Here is a 20724-nt window from a genome sequence, read left to right as displayed (position 1 = left end):
TTCGGTTTCCGGCCTCCTGCCCACCGACGCCGCCAAAGGAGCCCCGCAGGCATGGCCGCACCTAGATGACCTGGAAGCGTTACATCTGGCCCGTGATCGGGCTTTGCGCGGTCGCCTTCTCGGTCTGGCTGCTCTACAACGAACTGCGCGGCATCTCGCTTGAGGATGTGGGCGACGGGCTGGCGGCGATTCCCCTGCGCGCCTGGATCCTGGCCATGGCAAGTTCAATTGTCGCCTATGCGGCGCTGGCCGGCTACGACCACATCGCCCTCAGCCACCTGGGAAAGAAGATTTCCTTCGGCTTCATCACGGCCTGCTCCTTCACCACCTATGCGCTGTCGCATAATATCGGCGGCTCGGTGCTGTCGGGGGCGGTGATCCGCTACCGCGCCTACGCCACCAAGGGCCTGACTGGCCAGGAGGTCGGCATCCTCGTGGCGCTGTGTTCCTTCACCTTCGTGCTCGGCGCCCTGCTGCTCGGCGCTATTCTTCTGATATTCGAGCCGGAAGTGCTCGACCGTTTCGTCGACGTGCTGCCGATCTCGACCTCGCGCACAACGGGCGCGATGATTCTGGCGTTGGTGGGCCTTTATGTTTTCGGCAGCTGGCTCGGGCTGAAGCCGCTGCGGCTTGGCGGCCTGCAGATCCACTACCCGCGCCTGCCCATCGTGGCGCGCCAGCTTATCATCGGGCCGATCGAGCTGATGGCCGCCGCGGCCATTATCTATTTCGCCCTGCCGGCGGCCGGGAATCCCGGCTACTTCGTCGTGCTGGGCGTTTTCGTGATTTCGTTCTCGGTGGCGCTGCTTTCGCACGCACCGGGCGGGCTTGGCGTGCTGGAGGTGGTGTTCCTGGCCGGGCTGTCCGACATGGACCCGGTGGCAGTCCTTGCCGCGCTGCTGGTGTTTCGCCTGCTTTATCTCATCATCCCGCTGATTCTGGCGCTGGTGATGGTTCTGGTGTTCGAGAAGACCCAATTCTCCCGCCGCACCTGAGCGCCGCATGGCGAAAAATTCGCAGCGCCGGCGCCCATTGCGGTTTTTGGGCGTGATGAAACGTGAATTGAAGTGCTTTGCGCACTTGACTATTTTCCCGCCATGGCTAAAACCCACCCCGCATCAGGCAGCAACAACTGCTTCGACACAGCCGCGGCACTTGGTTCTTTGCCGCAATGCTGGGGAATAGGTTAACGGTAGACCAGCGGACTCTGACTCCGTTAGTCCTGGTTCGAATCCAGGTTCCCCAGCCAACCTTTTTACGCTGATATTTCCCGATAATTATCAAGAGCTTACGATCCAGGCTCGCGCATTGCGTACCTCTGTGCGCACCTCTCTGCGTACCTCACCGGAGCCTGTGGAAAACCAATAGACGCCCCGCTTCACGCGGACACGCCACTCACGCCGCTGCCTTCTCGATACGCTGGACGACCGACACGCCGATGCCCAGCGTCTTCGCCACCTTCACCACACCCATCCCGGTCGAGCGAAGCTGACGCACCTTGGCTTCAATCTCGCCGCCATGCGATGGCCTGCCCAGTTTCTTTCCCTGAGCCTTGGCCCTCGCCAGCCCAGCGTTCACCCGTTCCACGATCATAGCCCGCTCGAACTCGGCAAAGACGGCCATCATTCCGAACATGGCCTTGCCGCTGGGCGTCGTGGTGTCGAGCGCCTGCTGGTGGAGATAGAGGTCAGCACCACGGCCATGGAGTTCGCCCAGGAACGCAGTTAGTTCCTGCATGGAGCGGCCCAAGCGGTCCACCGACCACGCCACTACCATGTCTACCTCTCGCCGCGTCACGGCCTTGAGCATCGCGTCATAGGCGGGTCGCTTATCGCGGCCCTTCGTTCCCGAGATACCCTTGTCCTCGAAGACCTGGACCACCTCCCAGCCTGCCCGCTGGGCCACGGCCTCAAGTTCTCGGCGCTGGTTGTCGGTGGTCTGCTCGGCAGTGGAGACGCGTAGATAAATGGCAACACGCTTGCTCATAGGGAAACGTCCTCATCGGCTCAAATTACTATACCGTATACAATTGGTTTCCGTATGCGGTCAAGCCGCTTCTGACCCCCTTGAAAGGGCTGGGGCGAGGCAGCCGGTTTTGCCAGGGGTTTTCGGTATGGCGCGTCTCGGGGCGAAAAAAGGCCCGCACCAGCAAGCCGGAGCGGGCGAGAAGTGCAGAAAGGACAAGCGCAGTCTGGTGCCTTCTATCAGGTCAGGAGAACCGAGACTTGCACATGGACCAGCGGCATCGCGCGGCTCGCGGCCAGCTGTCAGGGGTCTTTGAGAGGCCAGCGGGAGGGTCGCGCGCTGCCTCCTGCTCGATTGTAGCCCGAGCGCTCATTGAGCCAACTGGACAAGGCTTTAGCCTCCCATTCGGGGAGCCGGTAAAGCAGTACGATGAAGCCCTTGAGATCGACCTCGGCAGGCCCACCACTGGAGGTGTCGATCACGTTCCACAAGCCGTCTTCAGAGACGGAAATATGGTAGCGGGAGATGCTGTCCATAGGAGTAAACTCTACACCATTAATGCCGGCTCAGGGAAGGCCGTGGAGGGGCTTCGTGCCTGTCCGGGGATGAGCGTCACCGTGGGAGCCTGCCGAACCCAAAACCTTGTCAGCACGTCCCCCGAGTCTCCCAGGCGCCCACCCGACATTTCCCCAGCAGGATTTTTCCGGGGCGATTGAACTAGGGGTGGGCATGTCTCCCGACAACGTGGCCGCGAAAGAAACGCCAAACATTCGGGGGCGGAGGGGGAAGCCAGCCGCCCCATTGTGAGAGGGACCGGCTCGAATTTTTGCGGCAAAACATCCCGCCCCCTCATAGGCCCATTTTCCGCACCCGTAGCGATCATAGAGCGGCCTCATGCCTGCCCAAGAGGAAATCCCTCGGCGAACATGAAAACCGTCTCCACGGCCTCTACGGCAGCGGCAACAATGAACGCCCAAGCGGAAACCTTCGGCCCACATGAAGCGCGGCTCCACGATCTCTGCGGCAGCGGAAAGAATGCCGCCTACCGACCACGAAGGGAGTCGCGAGCTTCCGAAAAAAACAGGGCCACGGTGCGCCTCACCGTGACCCTCTGGATACCCTTCTAGCAAGGGGGCTTCCGGCTCAGGCCGGGAGCTTGCCGATATCAGTCAGGCTGCTTGGCTTTCGCAATTGATCTGCGTGGCGGCATCCCCTCGGATGTCAGGCAGCGCCCTGTAGCGTCTGCGCAGAAGACCACGGTTGTCGTCCTCCACGATGTCATGCTCGGCCCATGCGCCGAGTGAGCGAGGTTTCATGACCGGGAAAGCTCCCCGACAAACCATGACCATCATGTCGGGAGAATGGCCATGGTCGATAAGTCTGCGGCAGAGCGGGGCGATGGGGTCTTTCCGGGAATGGCTGTAGCTGACACCTTCGCAGGAGGCGGTGAAGCTGCGACCGTTGTCATTCGACGTGATGGTGATGACCAGCATGGCGATTGTTCCTTGCAGTTGTCGCGTGCCGATGACCTCGGACCAGATGGACCGGGGTGAAGACGGCTGGAGATGGATGGTGAAGATCAGGAAGGGGGAGGTCTCCAATGGGAGACCATCATCATCACCTTCCTGAAAAGCCTCTGGCCAGGCTTGGCAGAAGGCGGAAGACCAAGCCAGGTAGAAGGGGATGATAGAAGGTGATCATAGAAGGGTATGTCCTAGGACATGTCCTTGGCCCGCATGAGGGGAGCCTAAAGCTGTCTCATAAGATATAGCTTTAACCGGGCCGGGGATTGGGCCCCCTCCTATTGTGAGGGGTAATCCATCCCTCCTATATTGTGGGCGGTAATTGACCATCATTCTTGCCGCACCCGCAGCGACCGTGGCGGCGCGCGGACCTCAATCGGGTACAGAACTCCCTCTACCCAGCAAACGGCGCTCTACGGTCTCCACCGCAGCGTGAAAACACCCCCTAGCTCGCGAGCCCCGGGCGGCACTGCTTCGCATATCGGCGGCTTGCTTCCGGGCATACTGCCTGCCTATTGTCGCGTCCAAACATGCCTGAGGGGGGCTCCGCATCGCATGACACCGCAACAATTTATTTCCAAATGGCTGAACTCGTCTCTCAAGGAGAGCGCTGCCGCGCAGGAACACTTCCTCGACCTTTGCCGGATGCTGGGAGAGCCCAGCCCAGCGGAAGCTGACCCGACCGGCAAAGACTATGGCTTCGAGGTCGGCGCATCCAAGACCACTGGCGGCAATGGCTTCGCGGACGTGTTCAAGCGCGGGCATTTCGGCTGGGAATACAAGGGCACGAAGGCCAATCTCGACACCGCCTTCGCGCAGCTTCAACGCTACGCCGTCGCCCTGGACAATCCACCCCTGCTGATCGTGTCCGACATCGGCACGACCATCCGCATCCACACGAACTGGACCAATTCGGTTTCCAAGGCCTACGAGATCGCCATCAGCGATCTTGCCGACCCTGACAAGCGTGGGTGGCTGAAGGCGGCGCTGTCCGACCCGGAGGCACTGCGCCCCACCAAGACTCGGCAAGAGCTTACCGAAGAGGTCGCCGGGGAGTTTGCCGAACTTGCCCGTTCGTTGCGCGCTCGTGGTCATCAACCCGAACAAGTTGCGCATTTCATCAACCGGCTGGTCTTTTGCATGTTTGCGGAGGACGTAAAGCTGCTCCCGGATGCGATGTTCACGCGCATGCTGGAACGCGCCTTGGAAGACCCCCAGGAGTTCGAAAGCTTCGCCCGGAGCTTGTTCGCGGCGATGAAGACAGGTGGCCGCGTCGGGTTCGAAAAGGTGGCGTGGTTCAACGGTGGCCTGTTCGATGACGAACTCGTCTTCGCCTTGACCAGGGAAGAAATTGGCATCGTCCACAGCGCCGCCAAACGCTACTGGGGTGATATCGACCCGTCCATCCTCGGAACCCTGTTTGAGCGCGGTCTCGACCCCGACAAGCGCAGCCAGCTTGGCGCGCACTACACCGACCGGGACAAGATCATGATGATCATCAACCCGGTCATCGTGGAGCCGCTGACGGCGGAATGGGAGAAGGCCAAGGCTGAGATCGCAGCTCTTATGGACAAGGCCACCTCCTCGAAGGGAGGTACCGCAACCAAGGCTCGGAACCAGGCCCAGGCTATCTTTGACGCGCATTTGAAGCGCCTCGCCGACTTCCGCGTTCTCGACCCTGCCTGCGGCTCGGGGAACTTCCTCTACCTCGCGCTTCGCGCGTTGAAGGACTTGGAGCACAAGGCGCAGGTTGAGGCTGAAGCCTTGGGGCTGCCAAGGGGCTTCCCGAGGATTGGCCCGGAGGTGGTCAAGGGCATCGAGATCAATCCCTATGCCGCCGAACTTGCCCGCGTGTCCATCTGGATAGGTGAAATCCAGTGGATGCTGAAGAACGGCTTTGCGGCCAGCGCGGACCCCATCCTGAAGCCGTTGGAGACCATCGAATGCCGGGACGCCCTGATGACATGGGAGCCGGGCGAGGAAGGCGGGCGATGGCTAGAAGCCGGGTGGCCGAAGGCCGATGCCATCATCGGCAATCCGCCGTTCCTTGGGGACAAGCTCATGCTTGATCGTCTCGGAACGCCATATGTTCAACAGCTTCGGCAGCTTTTCATCAACAGAGTTCCAGGCGGAGCCGACCTTGTTTGTTACTGGTTCGAGAAGGCGCGTGAACTCATCTCCTCTGGTCAAACCAGCATGGCAGGTTTAGTCGCAACGAATTCCATCCGAGGTGGGGCCAATCGGAGGGTGTTGGACCGAATAGCCGATATGGGGGGCATTTTTGACGCTTGGGCAGATGAGCGATGGATTGTCGAAGGCGCTGCCGTCCGTGTTTCAATTGTTTCGTTCGCATCAACGATAAACGAAACTCTTCCCTGTCGCCTAGATGGGGCAGATGTTGCTGGCATCAACAGCGACCTGACCTCTAGCGCCTACGACCTAACAACGGCGGCTCCGCTTGCCACGAATATGGACGTTGCGTTCATTGGAAATCAGAAGGGCGGTGACTTCGATATCTCGGGTGAAGCCGCCCGCGAGCTACTATTGTGTCCCACTAACCCCAATGGCAGAAACAACGCTGATGTAGTCTTTCCATGGATCAACGGTCTCGACGTTGTCAGACGACCAAGAGACTATTGGATCATCGATTTCACCGGTCTAGCGGAGGATGATGCGGCACTTTACGAGAGCCCCTTCGATCATGTCGAGCAAAAGGTCAAACCTTATCGACTCACGGAAGCACATCCCTCCAGTCAAGCCTCTTGGTGGCTTCATCAACGACCTCGACATGCGTTACGATCTGCCATGAACGGCTGCAATCGTTATGCAGCGACTGCGCGAGTTGCCAAACACCGGGTGTTCATCTGGGTGTCCAACGTCACGGTCCCGGACAGCCAAGTGGTGGCCATTGCTCGGGATGACGACACGGTCTTCGGCATCCTTCATTCGCGCTTCCATGAGTTATGGTCGTTGCGCATGGGAACCTCGTTGGAGGACCGGCCGCGCTACACGCCCACGACCACCTTTGAGACCTTCCCGTTCCCCGCGGGGCTGACTCCGGACATACCGGCCGGAGACTATGCCGAAGACCCTCGCGCCATGGCTATCGCGACGGCAGCGGCTCGTCTCCACGAGCTTCGAGAGAACTGGCTCAATCCCGCTGATCTGGTGAAGAGGGAACAGGAGGTGCTTCCCGGCTATCCCGACCGCATCCTGCCGATCAACGAGGATGCCGCCCGGAAGCTCAAGAAGCGCACCCTGACGAATCTCTACAACGAGCGCCCGGCATGGCTCCAGCACGCCCACAAGGTGCTGGACGAGGCTGTGGCGGCTGCATATGGGTGGCCTGCGGACCTGTCCGATGATGAAATTCTGGCGCGCCTGTTCGCGTTGAACCAGGAGCGTGCGGCCAAGCAGTGAGGATTGTACTTCTTTGCGCTGCGGGGTCGGGCATACGCTCGTCATAGTAGCCGAGTGGTGGAACACACCACGCGCTCTCTATGCCTCTCTACGGTGTCCACCGCAGCATGAAAATGCCCCCGCCACCGGATGACAGCGGGGGCATTGGCCACAGGTCATGAGTGTTCAGCCCCCAAGCTTATTCCGAAGACTGCGAGAAGCCGGCCGACCGCGTTCTCTAGCTCGCGGCTAGCAGATCGCACGCATGGGGTTGTCGAGCGGAACCCGGACTGGTTGCCCCGTGTGCCTACTGGGGAGTTGCGTTAAGCTCGCGTCAGCAATTCTTCATCTGCCACGCGCGACGATTCCAGTGGTGCGGGATAGCGCATGAGGAGTGCTTTTCTCGCCTTTGGCGGTAGTTGAACCGCCATAACGCAGGCTCGCCGCGCCTTCATGTCGTCCGGTGCCTTGTAGTGGGCCATAGTCATGTCCAGCGGCATGTCGTCCTTCGAGTGTGCAACCACCTCGGCTATCGTCCATGGAGAGTAGCCTGTGGCTCCCTCATTCAGCGCCCTACTCGCGCTCGATATGAACCACCGCCGGAAGGAGTGAAAGTTCACCCGCGACCGCCCGTCTGGCCGGAGGTCTTCGACCCCACGCGACTGGCGGTAGGTTCCAAACGACTTGGTTAGAGGCTGGCCACGTTCGCGCCTTGGGTCGTCATTCGGTCCAAGGGGAGGAAGCTCCGGAAATAAGTCTTCATCTGGCCTCTTCCCCCGCGTACGCGCGGCGATCAGGCCTTTCAGATCGGGATGAATTGGTACCAGGCGCGAATGCTTCTCGTGCTTGGCTCGCGCAAAGTGGAAGTTGCCTTCCTGACAGTCGCGCACCTTTAAGGAGACAACAACACCCAGCCGCGCACCTGTAAGGGCTGCAATCGCCATCGCGTCATAGACGAAGGAACGTTTTGGCTGTCCCATAAAGAGCTTGTCGAGTTCGTCAGAGGTGAACTCGCGCATGCCCAGTTCTTCATGATCATATCGGCGCTTTTCAGCCCGCTGCCCCTCCCACACGTTGCTAGACACGTACCCCTTTTTGACGAGCCACTTCCAATAGCCCGAGAGGCCAGACAGATACTTGTTGATGGTCGCACCCGCCATGCCGTGCTCCACCAATCGACTGCTGACGAATTCGCCCGCGACCCGGCGGGTCACTGCTTCCACCGTGCATGGATAGGACTTCGATAGCATCCATGTTCTGAGGTAGCCAAACGCACGCTCAAAGTCCGCCCTCGTGCGGGCGTTCCATCTCTTCGTTTCTGCGAGAAATGTGTCCATAGGTGCGTCAAGGGGAGTAGCACGGCCGAAGGCGATGTCGGCAAACTGGATAGCCCGTGCCTCGCGGTCGGGGTCGAAGACGGGTTGACCGGCTTCCTCTCCCTGCGGTGCTCCTGCGATCTCTTCCGCCCGGATGGCAATAGTGTCTGCTAAGGCATCATAATCGGTGTACCCGCTCGGCTCGGATGCGCGCTCCGTTCGTGCCAAAGCCTCGCGCAGAGCTAGTGCCTCGCGGGCAAGATCATCAGAACCTGTTCCCGCCCGATGGCGATCAATGGTCGCCTTCAGCCTGGCGACCACGGCGTACTTTAGCTGATTAGCTACGACGAGGCTGTCCGTGTCTAGCGGCTCTTTCAGCTTGGTCTTCCCGACCAACTTCTGGAGGTCGCGGGGTACCGACACCACCACCCTCCAACGGCCACCATTCATCTTCTCAAGAAAACGTCTGTCCGCCCGCGACATCCGTGCGCACCTCAATGCGTACCTCTATTGCGTACCTCTAGATCGTTGGTAAGCCTTTGAAAGTCAATGGATACATGAGCTTAACGAGGGGCGAAATGAGTATCCAGGTTCCCCAGCCATTATTTTTCAATGACTTAGCAGCATTTTCCGACCCTTGAGGGCCTTGGCGTCACGCTTATGCCGCATAGGAAGCTCCGCGGCCGAAATTTTGGCTCAAAATGCTGGCGAATCCGGCGCTCCCGGAGGACCAACGGACTGCAGCTCCGCAACTCCTTGCGCGGATCTCCTATTGCGAGCAAGGGCTTAGCCTCCTCGGCGCCACGTCCTTGTTGCGTCCTTGTTGCGTCGCAAGAGCCTTTCGGCTCTTGCGAGCGCTTCGCCCTCGTCCCTGATGGGGAAAAGATGGCCGTAGGTGTCCATGGTGATCTGAATGTTGGCATGACCCATACGCTCCTGCACCTGCTTGACCATGAGGCCCAGCCCACCATCCTCCACACGATTTATGCACCACGATGCGTAGAAGTGTCGAAGGGCATGCAAAGTGTACTTGGGAGACAGGACTTTGTTCCCGTTCTTGTCGACCCTGCCCTTGTCCACCATCAGGCCGGCACGCTTCATGGTAGGGCGGAGCGAACATCTGATGATGACCTGATAGCCCGGGACTGTCCCCCTCTTTGTTGGAAACACCAGGCCCAAGGATCCACCAGAGCACTCGTCTTTCCATTCGCTAAGCATCTGCAAGACATACGGCGGTACTGGTATTGTCCGAAATCCGGCCTTGCTTTTTGGCGGCCCAAGCCTTCCGCGGAAATTGGCCCGTTGTCGCACTTGGATTACGCCGCGCTTGAAATCGATGTCTATCCAACGAAGTCCTCGCAGTTCGGAAGCGCGCAGCCCGGAGAAGATGACGACGACGATCAGTCGCCAGTACCGACCACAGACATGGTCGAGTATCAGGCCGATCTCCTCTAGCGTGGGGATGTCCACTCCGACCTGCGGCTTATTGGCGACTTTCTCTCGATCCGTTTTGCGATAAGGGCGCTTCCTCCGCGGAATAGCGTAGACTGGATTGTGCGTGGCCTTACCGTGGAGTTGGGCTGTCGCGAAAATCGCTCCGAGCACCATTGTTGCGCGTCGCACAGCGTCACGCGATCGTAGTCGCCCACGCTTACGCGGGGACGGAAAATCCGGCGGGTAAGGAGTATTCTTAAGCTCATCCTCAAATCGGAGAACATCTTGTATATAGAAATCATTCAATAGACGAGTACCTATGAATGGTAATATGTTGTACTTTACAATTGATTGGTAAGACAATTTCGTTGCCTCCTCGAGATCACCTCCTTCCCGAGATTTAGCCCACAATTCTATGGCGCCATTTACTGTAAGTTGATCTATTGCATCCACATGACGGCGCACAGATAACTCATATCTAAACTTCGCCTCTGCGCTTTTTGCTTCCATCTTGGTATGAAATGTCTTCTGACGACGTTTTCCATGCTCATCGACGTAGTCGAGAACCCATGCTGCCCTAATCTTCCCTCCGCTCTTCCATTTCTTCTTGCGAATAGACATAGTTCTCCTCCTCGCGGACTGCACACAGTCGCGCTGGGATTGTCGAAAGTTGACGCGCTACGTACTCAGTGGCTGGTTCTGGGGCCCGCTACTGTTGGAACTGGAAGAACTCTCGGAGGCGCGCTCGAGCGGCCACCCATCGACCTCCGATCTTCCTTGCAGGGATCGCGTTCTGTCCCAACAAGTGAAAAGCTCGCCTTGTCGTGATACCAAGCAGATCGCCGATCGCCTCAGCTCCCCAGACAAGGTCTAGGCTGCTTCGGTCGGAGGGGCTTGCCAATGGGTCAGCACGACCGCGGTCTATCTCAGGAGTCTCCGTTGGTAGCTCATGGCTAGCGAGGATCTTCATCTCGCCCTCCTCAGCTTTCCTTCCAGGCCGTCTCGGCCTTCAGGCGGGGGGTAGGGATGCCTTTCCCAAACCTGCTCAACTTCGGCCCGGGCGACGCCGGGCCAATCATTGTCGTCGGGGTGCTCCATCATCGCCCAGATGACCCCGTTCTTGCGACGCATGTCGAAGCCTCGCGTCGCCTGCCGAAGAGGATGGGGTAGCCCAAGGACCTCCTTAGGTGGCGCGACTGACGCCTCATGGTCATTGCTGAGATGACCGCGGCATGCACTGACCGAGTTATGCCTATGTGCATTGGGCATTGTGGTCTCCTACGTTCGTGTGAACAGAAGAGTTCGCCCCCAGCAACCGTTGACCGGGCGGCGCGCACCCGTAGCTTGCGAAGTGCCCTCAACACCACCATCCGTTCGAACGATCGCTCGATTTCAACCGACAGCGATCTCGACGAGGAGATGCGTGCGGTTCGTAACTCTTGGTGTTTCATAACCTCCCTGACCGCTAGATCTGACTGCTCCTTCGTTGTCTGTGGGCTCCTACGTGTGAGGCGACCATCATCCTCCACTCAGCGGCCGTCATCAAGATGAGCATGTGCAATGTGAAGGCCGCGCTGTGGTTATAAGAATTCCATTTTAGGATGTAATTTATGACTATTAAAACATCTCCGGCCTCCTCATCTCATTCTCGTCACTTCATTAATGATTCTTTCCGATTTATATTTCATACAATGGGATTCACATTCCTATTCTTGAAATGAATCCTTAATCACGCAACACGGGTCCTTCGTCGCACAAAATGAATCCTTTGCGCAGGTCGGATCGACGCATCAGCCGCTTGAAATGGCCTTGCTGTCGCTGACTCGAGCGAAGGGACGAATCCTTGGCAACCTTTGATTGAAGTATTCCCGATCGCGAGCCCTGGAGTTAGCCCCAGACCGGACCCCGCCCCCTGCTGGCTCGTCTCACATTGTCGTGATGGAGGCTGTATGCGCTCCCACTTGAGGGTGGAAACACAGGCTGACGAAGATCGCTCTCCGATTTTTGCTCCTCCAACCCCACAAAAGAATCCTGTCCCGGCGGACCGAGGCGGGCATCTATGTGGCGCAGCCGCGAGCTACAAAGTGTTCGTTGACGATGTCTGCTTCCGGGTAATGACCAAGCGCCCCCTTACGGATTGGCGGCCGCCGGCGCGAAGCCGTCAGGCACTGCGGCCATGGCTCAATGAAAATTCCGGCTTTTCACCTTGAGCCGATCGATATGCAGGTCGGGTATGAAGATGTCCCGCGCTGGCGCGGCCGCTTTCGGCCGCTCGCGTGGATCGGGCGCGGCATTGCCACGCGCAAATTCATCGCCGCGCCCATTCGGCAGCGGAAACTGGACATCCCGCTCCCCGAGCCGGCCGAGATCTCCCGACAGGTCGAACAGCCGCTGGGCGACGAGATGAACGACGTCGCCTTCCCGCTGGATTTTGCCGTTGATCGCCAACATCGTGCCCGACAGTACGAGCCGGCGCTGCCGCTCGAACAGCTTGGGCCAAATGACTGCGTTGACGATGCCGGTTTCGTCTTCAAGCGTCATGAACATGACCCCCTTGGCCGATCCCGGCCGTTGGCGAACGAGGACCAGACCGCCCGTCATTAGCCAGCGACCATCCCGTGCGGCCATGGCCTCAGCACACGTCACGACGCGCCGTCCTTGCAGGTCCTGGCGCAGGAACGCGACCGGATGTTGGCGCAGTGTCAGCCCGACATGCGCGTAATCCTCCACGACCTCGTGCCCTGCCCGCATCGACGGCAAGGCAACGTCCGGCTCCTGCAATTCCGCGACCTGGCGGGCTTCGCGTTCGGCGGCGGCCGCCCAAAGCGCCAGCGGCTCGTCGCGCAGCGCCTTGATCGCCCACAGCGCGTCACGGCGCTGAAGCTTCAGCGACGGCAAAAACGCGTCGGCCTCGGCGAGCTTCACCAGCGCGGCCGTCGGCACCCCAGACCGCCGCCACAGTTCGTCGGCAGAGGCGAATGGCTGGTCGGCGCGGGCGGCGACAATGCGGGCGGCGTCCGCGGTGGCGAGCCCCTTCACCATCCGCATGCCGAGGCGGACCGCCTTCATGTCGCCCTCGCCCGCCTCCTCGAGCGTGCAGTCCCAGCGTGACGCGTTCACACAGACCGGCCGCACTTCAACACCATGCTCACCGGCATCGCGCACGATCTGCGCCGGCGCATAGAAGCCCATCGGCTGCGAATTGAGCAGCGCGGCGCAGAAAGCGTCCGGGTGATGGCATTTCACCCAGTTGGAGGCATAGGCGATGAGGGCGAAGCTGGCGGCGTGGCTTTCCGGAAAACCGTAGGCGCCGAAGCCCTCGAGCTGGCTGAAGGTGCGCTCGGCGAACTCGGCCGAATAGCCGTTCCTGACCATGCCGGAGACGAGCTTGTCCTTGAACTTCGAGACGCCGCCGGTGAACTTGAAGGTCGCCATGGATTTGCGGAGCTGGTCGGCCTCGCCGCCCGTGAAACCGGCGCAGACCATCGCCACCTTCATGGCAGACTCCTGGAACAGCGGAATGCCGAGCGTCTTGGAAAGAACCGCCTCCAGTTCCGGCGTGGGATAGTCGACCGGCTCCTTGCCTTCCCGGCGACGGAGATAGGGATGCACCATGTCGCCCTGGATCGGGCCGGGCCGGACGATGGCAACCTGGATGACGAGGTCGTAGAAGGTGCGAGGCTTCAGGCGCGGCAGCATCGACATCTGCGCGCGGCTTTCGATCTGGAAGGTGCCGAGCGTATCGGCCTTCCGGATCATCGCGTAGGTCTTCGGATCTTCCGCCGGGATGGAGGCGAGGTCGCGGACATCGCCCTTGTGTTTGGCCATCAGGGCGAAGGCCTTCGCCATGCAGGTGAGCATGCCGAGCGCCAGCACGTCGACCTTCATGAACTTCAACGCCTCGATGTCGTCCTTGTCCCATTCGATCACCTGCCGGTCGTCCATGCGCGCCGGCTCGATCGGCACGAGATCGTCGAGCCGGTCATGGGTGAGCACGAAGCCGCCCGGGTGCTGGCCGAGATGGCGCGGCGCGCCCATGAGCTGTTGCGCGAGTTCCAGCGTCAGCTTCAGCCGATAGTCGGCCACATTGAGGTTATTCTCCTTGAGCTGGCGTTCGGACACCCCTTCCGACCAGCCCCACACCCCCGCGGCCAACTGTCCGATCATGTCCTCCGGCAGGCCGAGCGCCTTACCGACGTCGCGCAGCGCGCCCTTGGCACGGTAACGGGTCACCGTCGAACAGAGCGCCGCCCTGCTTCGACCATAGGTGTCATAAATCCACTGAATGACCTCCTCGCGGCGCTCGTGTTCGAAATCGACGTCAATATCCGGCGGCTCGTCGCGCTCCCGGGAGACGAAGCGCTCGAACAGCAGGTCGTTCGTCTCCGGATCGATGGAGGTCACGCCAAGGCAGTAGCACACGGCCGAGTTTGCGGCCGATCCCCTGCCCTGACACAGGATGCCCTTCGACCGGGCAAAACGCACGATCGAATAGACCGTCAGGAAATAGGGCGCATAGTTCATGACCCGGATCAGCTCCAGCTCATGCCGCAGGGATTTGCGGACCTTCTCAGGCACGCCCTCGGGATAGCGGCCAGCAGCGCCCTCCCAGGTGAACTTGACCAGCGATTGCTGCGGATCGAGGCCAGGCACGATCGCCTCTTCCGGATACTGGTACTGCAGCTCGGCGAGATCGAACCTGCACCGCTCGACAATTTCGCGCGTGCGCGCAAGCGCTTCGGGATACTCGGCGAAGAGCCGGTGCATCTCCTCTGGCGTCTTCAGGTAGCGGTCGGCATGGCGCTCGCGATCGAAACCGACATCGTCAATGGTCGTGCGGGTTCGGATGCAGGTCACGACATCCTGAAGCTGCCGCCGGCCGGGTTCATGGAAGAGCACATCGTTGGTGACGATCGTCCTGACCTTGAACCGGGCGGCCAGGGTGGCGATGCCGTGCAGGCGCATGCGATCGTTCGGCCGCCGTCGCAGGCACAGGCTGACATAGGCCCGGCCCCCGAACAAATCGGCCAGCTTGCGGAGCTGGACGCCACAGGCCTCGTCGGCTTCGTCGGGCACCAGCACGCCGATCATCCCGGCGGCGTGTTCGGCAACGTCCGCGAAATCGATCAGGCAATTGCCTTTGCCGCCACGAGCCTTGCCGAGGGAAAGCAGCCGGGTCAGGCGCGAATAGGCTGGGCGGTCCATCGGGTAGACGAGAACCGACATGCCGTCCGTCAAATCGAGGCGGCAACCGACCACCAGCCGCACGCCGGTGGCCTTGGCCGCCTCCCAGGCGCGCACGATGCCGGCGAGGCTGTTGCGGTCGACAACGCCGAGCGCGTCGATGCCAAGCGCCGCTGCGGAGACGAACAGCTCGTCAGCACTCGACGCGCCGCGCAGAAAGGAAAAGTGCGTGGTGACCTGCAGCTCGGCATAGCGCATCATCCGAACACCCCATGCAGGAACCACAAATGCGAGCCGGTTTCCGGGTCGACGCCGTCGCCGGCACGGTAGACCCAGTAGCGTTCGCCGAGCTCGTCCTCGACGACGAAATAGTCCCGCACCGCCTGGAATTCGCGCGGGCGCAGCCACCATTCGCCAAAGATGCGTTCCGGACCGTCGGCGCGAATGACCTTCCGTCGCTTGCCGCGCCAGGTGAAGACCGCAGGCGGCTGATCCGGAAGCAGCGCAATGACCTTGATGCGCTCGGGGTTTGCGAGAAGACGCGACGGCCGCGGCCACTTGGCGGCCCAGGCCTGCCCGATATCCGGCGCTGTCGGCGAGATGCGTCGGGCCGATCGTTCCGGCACGTCGGAGGCGACAGGTGCGACCCGGAAGAGCCGATAGCCGCGATTGCCGAGAATGTCGACGAGCGGCGTGATGTCGGCGACCGCCTCATCTAGCAGTGACGACACGACCTGCCGCTCCTCCAGCGGCTCGGCAGAGATGGCGACGAGGGCCATCTTCTCGATGCCGAAGCCCGGCTCGATGGTCTCGATGCGGTCGCAGAGCAGTTTCGACAGGCGCGCCAAATCGCGGACCGGCTTGGCGAGACCTGCGCGCATATACTGGAGCGTGTTGTCGACGCGATGGATGATGAGGTCGCAACGCCGCGCGCCAAGGCCGTTTTGCGCGAGCTGGGCGGTGAGCTGCCCGACCAGCAGGTGGACGTATTTGGCGATGGTTTCCGCCGCCCCGATGGGCTCGGCGAAGTTCTTCGAAACCTCGACGAGTTCCGGGGTGCGGATCGGCTCGATCGGCTCAGCGACCCGGCCGAACATCTGGTCGAGGCGGCGGGCCGGTTCCGGACCGAACCGCAGCGTCAGCGGCGCGCGCGGCATGGCCGAGAGCTGACCAACCGTGTCGATGCCGAGCACCCGCAGACCCTGAACAGTCTCCGTGGCAAGCCGCAGGGCCACAATCGGCAGGTCGATGACCGCCTTGGTAACCTCGCCCACGGGCACGATGGTTGTCTCCGCTGCTCGTAGCCGGGCAAACGCATGCGCAGCGCCCCAGGTGTCGGCGATGGCCGCCCGCGCCGTCAGACCGTGGCTGCGCATTCGATTGACGAGACCGGAAAGCAGAAGCTCCTCACCGCCCTGAAGATGGTCTGCCCCTTCGGTGTCCATAACGAGACCATCGACGCCGTCCACCGCGACGACAGGGCTGTATTGGCGAAGCGCCCACAGCGCCAATCGCTCCAGCGCCCCCGCGTCGTCGGTGGGCCGCGCGTCGACCATCAGGAGACCAGCGACCATGGCCTGCGCCTTGCTGGCGGGCATTCCCACTCTCAGACCGAGCTTAAGCGCCGTCGGGTCCGCGGCGGATATCCAGCGCTTGGCGCCACTACGCGCGATCACCACGAGCGGCTTGTCAGCCGGCAAGGCGTCGCAAGCCTGGCGCCTGATCCGGTCGATCGACAGAAACGGGAAGTAGACAGATACGACCCTTGGCATCGGGGGCTCCAATTTCGAACTCGGCGCACTCGCCCGCCTTCACCCGCAGCAGCTCCGCCAGCCACCGGGCCCTCCCGACGCCCGCCACTGGCAATTGTTCCGACGGCAGGGTGCTGATGCGCCAACGCGTCGCCGAGGCCGTCGGCTGTCCGTAGTCCGATGCCTCGGTCTGTCGTCGCCACCGTCGCAGCACGATGCCCATGCTGCCGGCCTTCTCTGCCGCCAACTGCAGGCGCCGCGAGGCGTTCATCGGCAGGCGGACCAGTTCGCCGATCACCGCAGACAGGCCGCCGAACGAAAGCCCCTCCTCCATCGCCGACAGAACCTCTTCCTCCTTGTCACTCTCGCACCAGACGACGCGGTCGGGATGAAGTCCGGCCTGCGAGATCGCCGGAAAGAAGAGGTCAGGGCGGGTCATGCACCAGAGCACCTTGCCCCGTGTCCGGGCGGCGATGCCGGCCACGAATAGCGCGGCTGCCGCGCCGTCGACCGTCCCGCCTCCGCCACCGGCGATCTCGTGCAGCGCGCCGAAGGCGAGCCCGCCGCCCGGCAATGCACGGTCCATCTCCGGAACCGCAAACGGCAGCACGGACTTGGCACGTGCCCCTCCACCTTCGAACTGGCTGATGCGCTCTCGAAGCTCGGCAAGCACAGGATTGACGGCTGGCTTCGACACGGCAGAAATGGCACTCCTTCTGGGGTTTCCAGCAGCTCTTCAAGCTGATATGTTCTTCTTTTGTTCCTTTCGCCCTGACGAGTCAATCCACCCCGAAAGGCGTTCCCGATCACGAAGCTCGGCGTTGGTCAGTCTCGCGAGAGGAATCCGCAAAGCCGATCAAGAGGATGGGAAAAGAGAACGAAACAGGAATTTTTTCTTGCAAATTTTTAGGGACAGATAACGGCGGCCTACCTACAGAAACTGAACAACCGACTCGGGGGAACGCAGCGCGCGCCAGATCGGAATCGCCGTACGCGCATGCGCTCGATGGAAGTGAGATGACCGAGCAAGTGGCGACACAGACGCGGAAGATCATCCATGTCGACATGGATGCCTTCTACGCGTCGGTCGAACAGCGCGACAATCCGGATCTGCGCGGCAAACCGGTCGCCGTCGGCAGCCCGGCCGCCCGCGGCGTGGTCGCAGCCGCCAGCTACGAGGCACGCGTCTTTGGTGTGCGCTCGGCGATGCCCTCGGTGACCGCTGCACGCCAATGCCCCGAGCTTATCTTCGTAAAACCCCGCTTCGACGTCTATCACGCCGTCTCGATGCAAATCCAATCGATCTTCGCCGAGTACACGCCGCTGATCGAGCCGCTGTCGCTCGACGAGGCCTATCTCGATGTCACCGAGAATCTTAAAGGCGTCGCAATCGCGACAGATATCGCCACGGAGATTCGTGGCAGGATCAAGCAGGTCACCGGCCTCAACGCGTCGGCCGGCATCAGCTACAACAAGTTCCTTGCCAAGATGGCCTCGGACCTCAACAAGCCGAATGGCCAGGCCGTCATCTCCCCGAAGAACGGCCCCGCCTTCGTTGAGGGTCTCCCGGTCAAAAAGTTCCATGGGGTCGGCCCAGCCACGGCAAGGAAGATGGCGGCGCTCGGGATCGAGACCGGCGCGGATCTGAAAGAAAAATCCATCGAGTTCCTGACAGACCACTTCGGGAAATCAGGCCCCTACTTCCATGGCATCGCGCGCGGCATCGACAACCGGCAGGTAAGGCCGGATCGTGAGAGAAAGTCGGTTGGCGCGGAAGACACATTCGCGATCGATATCGCTGACCTCGAGGCGGCAAAACGCGAGCTGGAGCCTCTGGTCGCCAAGGTCTGGCGCTACTGCGCGAACCATGACCTAGCGGCCAAGACCGTGACCGTGAAGATCCGGTTCGCGGATTTCCAGATCATTACCCGCAGCCGGACCGTTCCGACCGCGTTCCCGGATGACAACGCGATCCTCACGGCCGCGACGACGCTACTGGAAGCAGCCCATCCCTTCCGGAAATCGGTTCGGCTGCTGGGCGTTACGCTTTCGGGCCTTGGCCGGAGTAACGTGCCGTCCGCGGACCAACTCGAATTCCTGCTTTAGCGTGCAACGCCGCGCCATTCGAAATCGAATTGTTGACGTCGTCTCGGTCTATTCTTCGCCTTCCGCAGAAGGATTCACTTGCCTACTTGCCAAGCGGCAGACATTCTACCGTCCGGCCAAACGCCGAGCGGGGACGCGAGGTCGCCTTTGGGTAACGTCCCACCGCCATCTCATCACCAGACCGAAGAAACGAGGAGCCAGCCATGGCGCTTGGGGACAGGATCGATATCAACGGCGCCGAGGTAGAACGCCTGATCCTGGAACTCGGTGCGATCGGTGCACACAGCGGGACCGGCGTCTGGCGCACCGTATATTCGCCAGAATGGAGAGCGGCGAACGCGCTCTTCTCCCGCTGGTGCCGCGAGGCCGGCCTGGCCGTCTCCAGCGACGCCGTCGGCAATGTCTGGGCAAAGCTTCCAGGCAACGAAAAAGGCAAGTCGATCGTCTCGGGCTCGCATATGGATACGCAGAAACCCGGCGGCCGCTATGACGGAGCACTCGGCGTGCTGGCGGCTCTGATCGCCATTCGTGCGCTCAAGGAGAAGTACGGCTGCCCGAAGCGTACGCTCGAAGCGGTGTCGCTCTGCGAGGAGGAAGGAAGCCGCTTTCCAACCGCCAACTTCTGGGGTTCGCGCGCCATTACCGGATGCATCGCGCCCAGCGAAATCGATTCTGTGCGCGGCTTTGATGGTGAGTCGATCACCGACGCCATGCGCACGGTCGGACTCAATCCCGTCCGCATTCCGGAGGCGCGCCGCGATGACATTGACACCTTTCTCGAGTTGCACATCGAGCAGGGGCCAGTTCTGGAGCAGGCCGGTCTCCCGGTCGCAGTGGTTGATGCCATTACCGGCATTCGGCACACCGAGGTGACCCTAACAGGCGTCCAGAACCACGCCGGCGCCTTTCCGATGGACCTGCGAAACGACCCGATGGCGGGGTTCGCGGAGATCGCGTCGGGAGTGATCGACCATGCCCACCGCATGGGCCGCCCCGCGGTCACGACGATCGGGCGCTGCAGCCCGTGGCCCAACGCCCCGGCCGTCATCCCGGGTTCGGTGACCTTCACCATCGACGCGCGCCATCCCGATCCGGAGAAGCGCCGGGCGATGTATGCCAGCCAAGAGGAGCTCATGCGTGAGGTCGCCACGCGGCGCGGGCTGCAACTCCAGATCCACGATCGCATCGATCACGAGCCGTGTCTTAGCGATCCGGATCTCATCAACACCATCCAGCGCGCAGCCGAGGCGCAGGGCGTGAAAACACTGACCATGGCGAGCGGAGCAGGTCATGATTCGCAGCAGATGGCGGCGATCGCCAAGGTCGCTATGATTTTCGTGCGCAGCAAGGACGGCCGAAGCCACACGCCGGAAGAGTATTCGTCCATCGAGGATATCGTCGACGGGATCCGCGTGCTCGCGGGTGCGCTGCACAAACTCGCGTACTAAGCGGGCAATCTTCCGCGTCGGCAACCAATGCGGCGCCATGGTATCGAGACCCTTCAGATGGCCTCCTGACACAATACGCGCTGTCGCTCCTTCAGTTGGAATCGGAGCGCAGGATCGTTGCGGATCAGCCATTGCGCGCCAGAAACGTCAATTGGGCCCAATCTGTGGAATGACGCAAAGGGGGCCGAGGAACGAACCCGCTGCGCGGGATGGGCGCGCGCGGTGGGGTAGAGGTCACGGGCCGGCCCCCGCGCCCGCATTGAACGTCGTCCGGCTGGGGCAGAGCATCTCGGGCTTCTTCAACAAGGAGCCCGACCATGCCCCATCCTGTTCTCGATGCACCGATCAGCCCGCTGCGCCAGCGGCTGATCGACGACATGACCCTGCGCCGGTTCAGCCAGGAGACGCAGCGCAACTACCTGCGCGATGTCGGACGGTTCGCAAGCTTTCTGGGCCGGCCGCCGGATACGGCGACGCCGGATGATCTGCGCCGGTTCCAGGTCGGGCAGCAGGACGACGGTGTTCCCGTGCCAACCTGGAACAGCATCGTTTCGGCCCTGCGCTTCTTCTTCACCCACACGGTCGACCGCCCCGATCT

Annotated in this window: 13 protein-coding genes and 1 tRNA gene; 6 read left to right on the top strand and 8 right to left on the bottom strand. The window is 61.4% G+C overall.

All coding sequences use genetic code 11. The features are described 5' to 3' along the window. Positions 1 to 65: 65 nt before the first annotated feature. Together ABLE86_RS12220 and ABLE86_RS12215 are read left to right on the top strand one after the other, a co-directional pair. Entirely contained in the window at positions 66 to 995 is a 930-nt protein-coding gene (locus ABLE86_RS12220; protein ID WP_348779244.1) for a YbhN family protein, read from the top strand. Between the two features lie 180 nt (positions 996 to 1175). After that, positions 1176 to 1249 (top strand) — tRNA-Gln (locus ABLE86_RS12215). 146 nt (positions 1250 to 1395) lie between these two features. Here the strand turns inward: ABLE86_RS12215 and ABLE86_RS12210 are convergent. The 3 genes from ABLE86_RS12210 to ABLE86_RS12200 form a co-directional block, all read right to left on the bottom strand. Continuing rightward, complete coding sequence (locus ABLE86_RS12210; protein WP_348779243.1) at positions 1396 to 1986, bottom strand: recombinase family protein; 591 nt, start codon at positions 1984 to 1986, stop codon at positions 1396 to 1398. Between the two features lie 281 nt (positions 1987 to 2267). Then, positions 2268 to 2501: a hypothetical protein gene (locus tag ABLE86_RS12205; RefSeq protein ID WP_348779242.1), complete on the bottom strand. Its 234-nt coding sequence runs from the start codon at positions 2499 to 2501 to the stop codon at positions 2268 to 2270. Between the two features lie 633 nt (positions 2502 to 3134). Beyond that, complete coding sequence (locus ABLE86_RS12200) at positions 3135 to 3458, bottom strand: hypothetical protein (protein ID WP_348779241.1); 324 nt, start codon at positions 3456 to 3458, stop codon at positions 3135 to 3137. A gap of 585 nt (positions 3459 to 4043) precedes the next feature. Between ABLE86_RS12200 and ABLE86_RS12195 the strand changes: the two genes are divergently transcribed. Then, entirely contained in the window at positions 4044 to 6908 is a 2865-nt protein-coding gene (locus ABLE86_RS12195) for a DNA methyltransferase (RefSeq protein WP_348779240.1), read from the top strand. A gap of 302 nt (positions 6909 to 7210) precedes the next feature. On the opposite strand, the gene ABLE86_RS12190 is transcribed toward ABLE86_RS12195, so the two are convergent. From ABLE86_RS12190 to ABLE86_RS12170, 5 genes are all read right to left on the bottom strand, one after another. Then, positions 7211 to 8686 (bottom strand): DUF6538 domain-containing protein, encoded by a 1476-nt coding sequence (locus ABLE86_RS12190; RefSeq protein WP_348779239.1) that lies wholly within the window; start codon positions 8684 to 8686, stop codon positions 7211 to 7213. 303 nt (positions 8687 to 8989) lie between these two features. Continuing rightward, positions 8990 to 10258 (bottom strand): tyrosine-type recombinase/integrase, encoded by a 1269-nt coding sequence (locus ABLE86_RS12185; protein ID WP_348779238.1) that lies wholly within the window; start codon positions 10256 to 10258, stop codon positions 8990 to 8992. A gap of 1560 nt (positions 10259 to 11818) precedes the next feature. Beyond that, a complete protein-coding gene (locus tag ABLE86_RS12180; RefSeq protein WP_348779615.1) occupies positions 11819 to 15079 on the bottom strand; it encodes an error-prone DNA polymerase in 3261 nt (1086 codons plus the stop codon). Then, positions 15079 to 16593, bottom strand: coding sequence for a DNA polymerase Y family protein (locus ABLE86_RS12175; protein WP_348779237.1), 1515 nt, complete (start codon positions 16591 to 16593; stop codon positions 15079 to 15081). Before ABLE86_RS12175 ends, ABLE86_RS12180 begins: the two co-directional genes overlap by 1 nt. Beyond that, a complete protein-coding gene (locus tag ABLE86_RS12170; RefSeq protein WP_348779236.1) occupies positions 16511 to 17269 on the bottom strand; it encodes an ImuA family protein in 759 nt (252 codons plus the stop codon). Before ABLE86_RS12170 ends, ABLE86_RS12175 begins: the two co-directional genes overlap by 83 nt. Positions 17270 to 17589: 320 nt before the next feature. On the opposite strand from ABLE86_RS12170, the gene dinB reads away from it, so the two are divergent. The 3 genes from dinB to ABLE86_RS12155 all read left to right on the top strand — a co-directional run. After that, a complete protein-coding gene (gene dinB / locus ABLE86_RS12165) occupies positions 17590 to 18678 on the top strand; it encodes a DNA polymerase IV (RefSeq protein WP_348779614.1) in 1089 nt (362 codons plus the stop codon). A 203-nt stretch (positions 18679 to 18881) separates the two neighbouring features. Beyond that, entirely contained in the window at positions 18882 to 20126 is a 1245-nt protein-coding gene (locus tag ABLE86_RS12160; RefSeq protein WP_348779235.1) for a Zn-dependent hydrolase, read from the top strand. Positions 20127 to 20443: 317 nt separating this feature from the next. After that, positions 20444 to 20724, top strand: a 281-nt coding sequence (locus tag ABLE86_RS12155) for a site-specific integrase (RefSeq protein WP_348779234.1), incomplete at its 3' end; no start/stop codon positions are given.

Origin of the sequence: Mesorhizobium sp. KR2-14 (assembly GCF_040049255.1) — a bacterium.
Classification (GTDB): domain Bacteria; phylum Pseudomonadota; class Alphaproteobacteria; order Rhizobiales; family Rhizobiaceae; genus Pseudaminobacter.
This window is presented reverse-complemented; position numbering and strand designations above follow the sequence as displayed.

Bases quoted from the DNA above. Each gene is read 5' to 3' on its own strand.
- ABLE86_RS12220 (WP_348779244.1), top strand. From the start codon at position 66: ATGACCTGGAAGCGTTACATCTGGCCCGTGATCGGGCTTTGCGCGGTC.
- ABLE86_RS12210 (WP_348779243.1), bottom strand. From the start codon at position 1,986: ATGAGCAAGCGTGTTGCCATTTATCTACGCGTCTCCACTGCCGAGCAG.
- ABLE86_RS12205 (WP_348779242.1), bottom strand. From the start codon at position 2,501: ATGGACAGCATCTCCCGCTACCATATTTCCGTCTCTGAAGACGGCTTG.
- ABLE86_RS12200 (WP_348779241.1), bottom strand. From the start codon at position 3,458: ATGCTGGTCATCACCATCACGTCGAATGACAACGGTCGCAGCTTCACC.
- ABLE86_RS12195 (WP_348779240.1), top strand. From the start codon at position 4,044: ATGACACCGCAACAATTTATTTCCAAATGGCTGAACTCGTCTCTCAAG.
- ABLE86_RS12190 (WP_348779239.1), bottom strand. From the start codon at position 8,686: ATGTCGCGGGCGGACAGACGTTTTCTTGAGAAGATGAATGGTGGCCGT.
- ABLE86_RS12185 (WP_348779238.1), bottom strand. From the start codon at position 10,258: ATGTCTATTCGCAAGAAGAAATGGAAGAGCGGAGGGAAGATTAGGGCA.
- ABLE86_RS12180 (WP_348779615.1), bottom strand. From the start codon at position 15,079: ATGCGCTATGCCGAGCTGCAGGTCACCACGCACTTTTCCTTTCTGCGC.
- ABLE86_RS12175 (WP_348779237.1), bottom strand. From the start codon at position 16,593: ATGCCAAGGGTCGTATCTGTCTACTTCCCGTTTCTGTCGATCGACCGG.
- dinB (WP_348779614.1), top strand. From the start codon at position 17,590: ATGACCGAGCAAGTGGCGACACAGACGCGGAAGATCATCCATGTCGAC.
- ABLE86_RS12160 (WP_348779235.1), top strand. From the start codon at position 18,882: ATGGCGCTTGGGGACAGGATCGATATCAACGGCGCCGAGGTAGAACGC.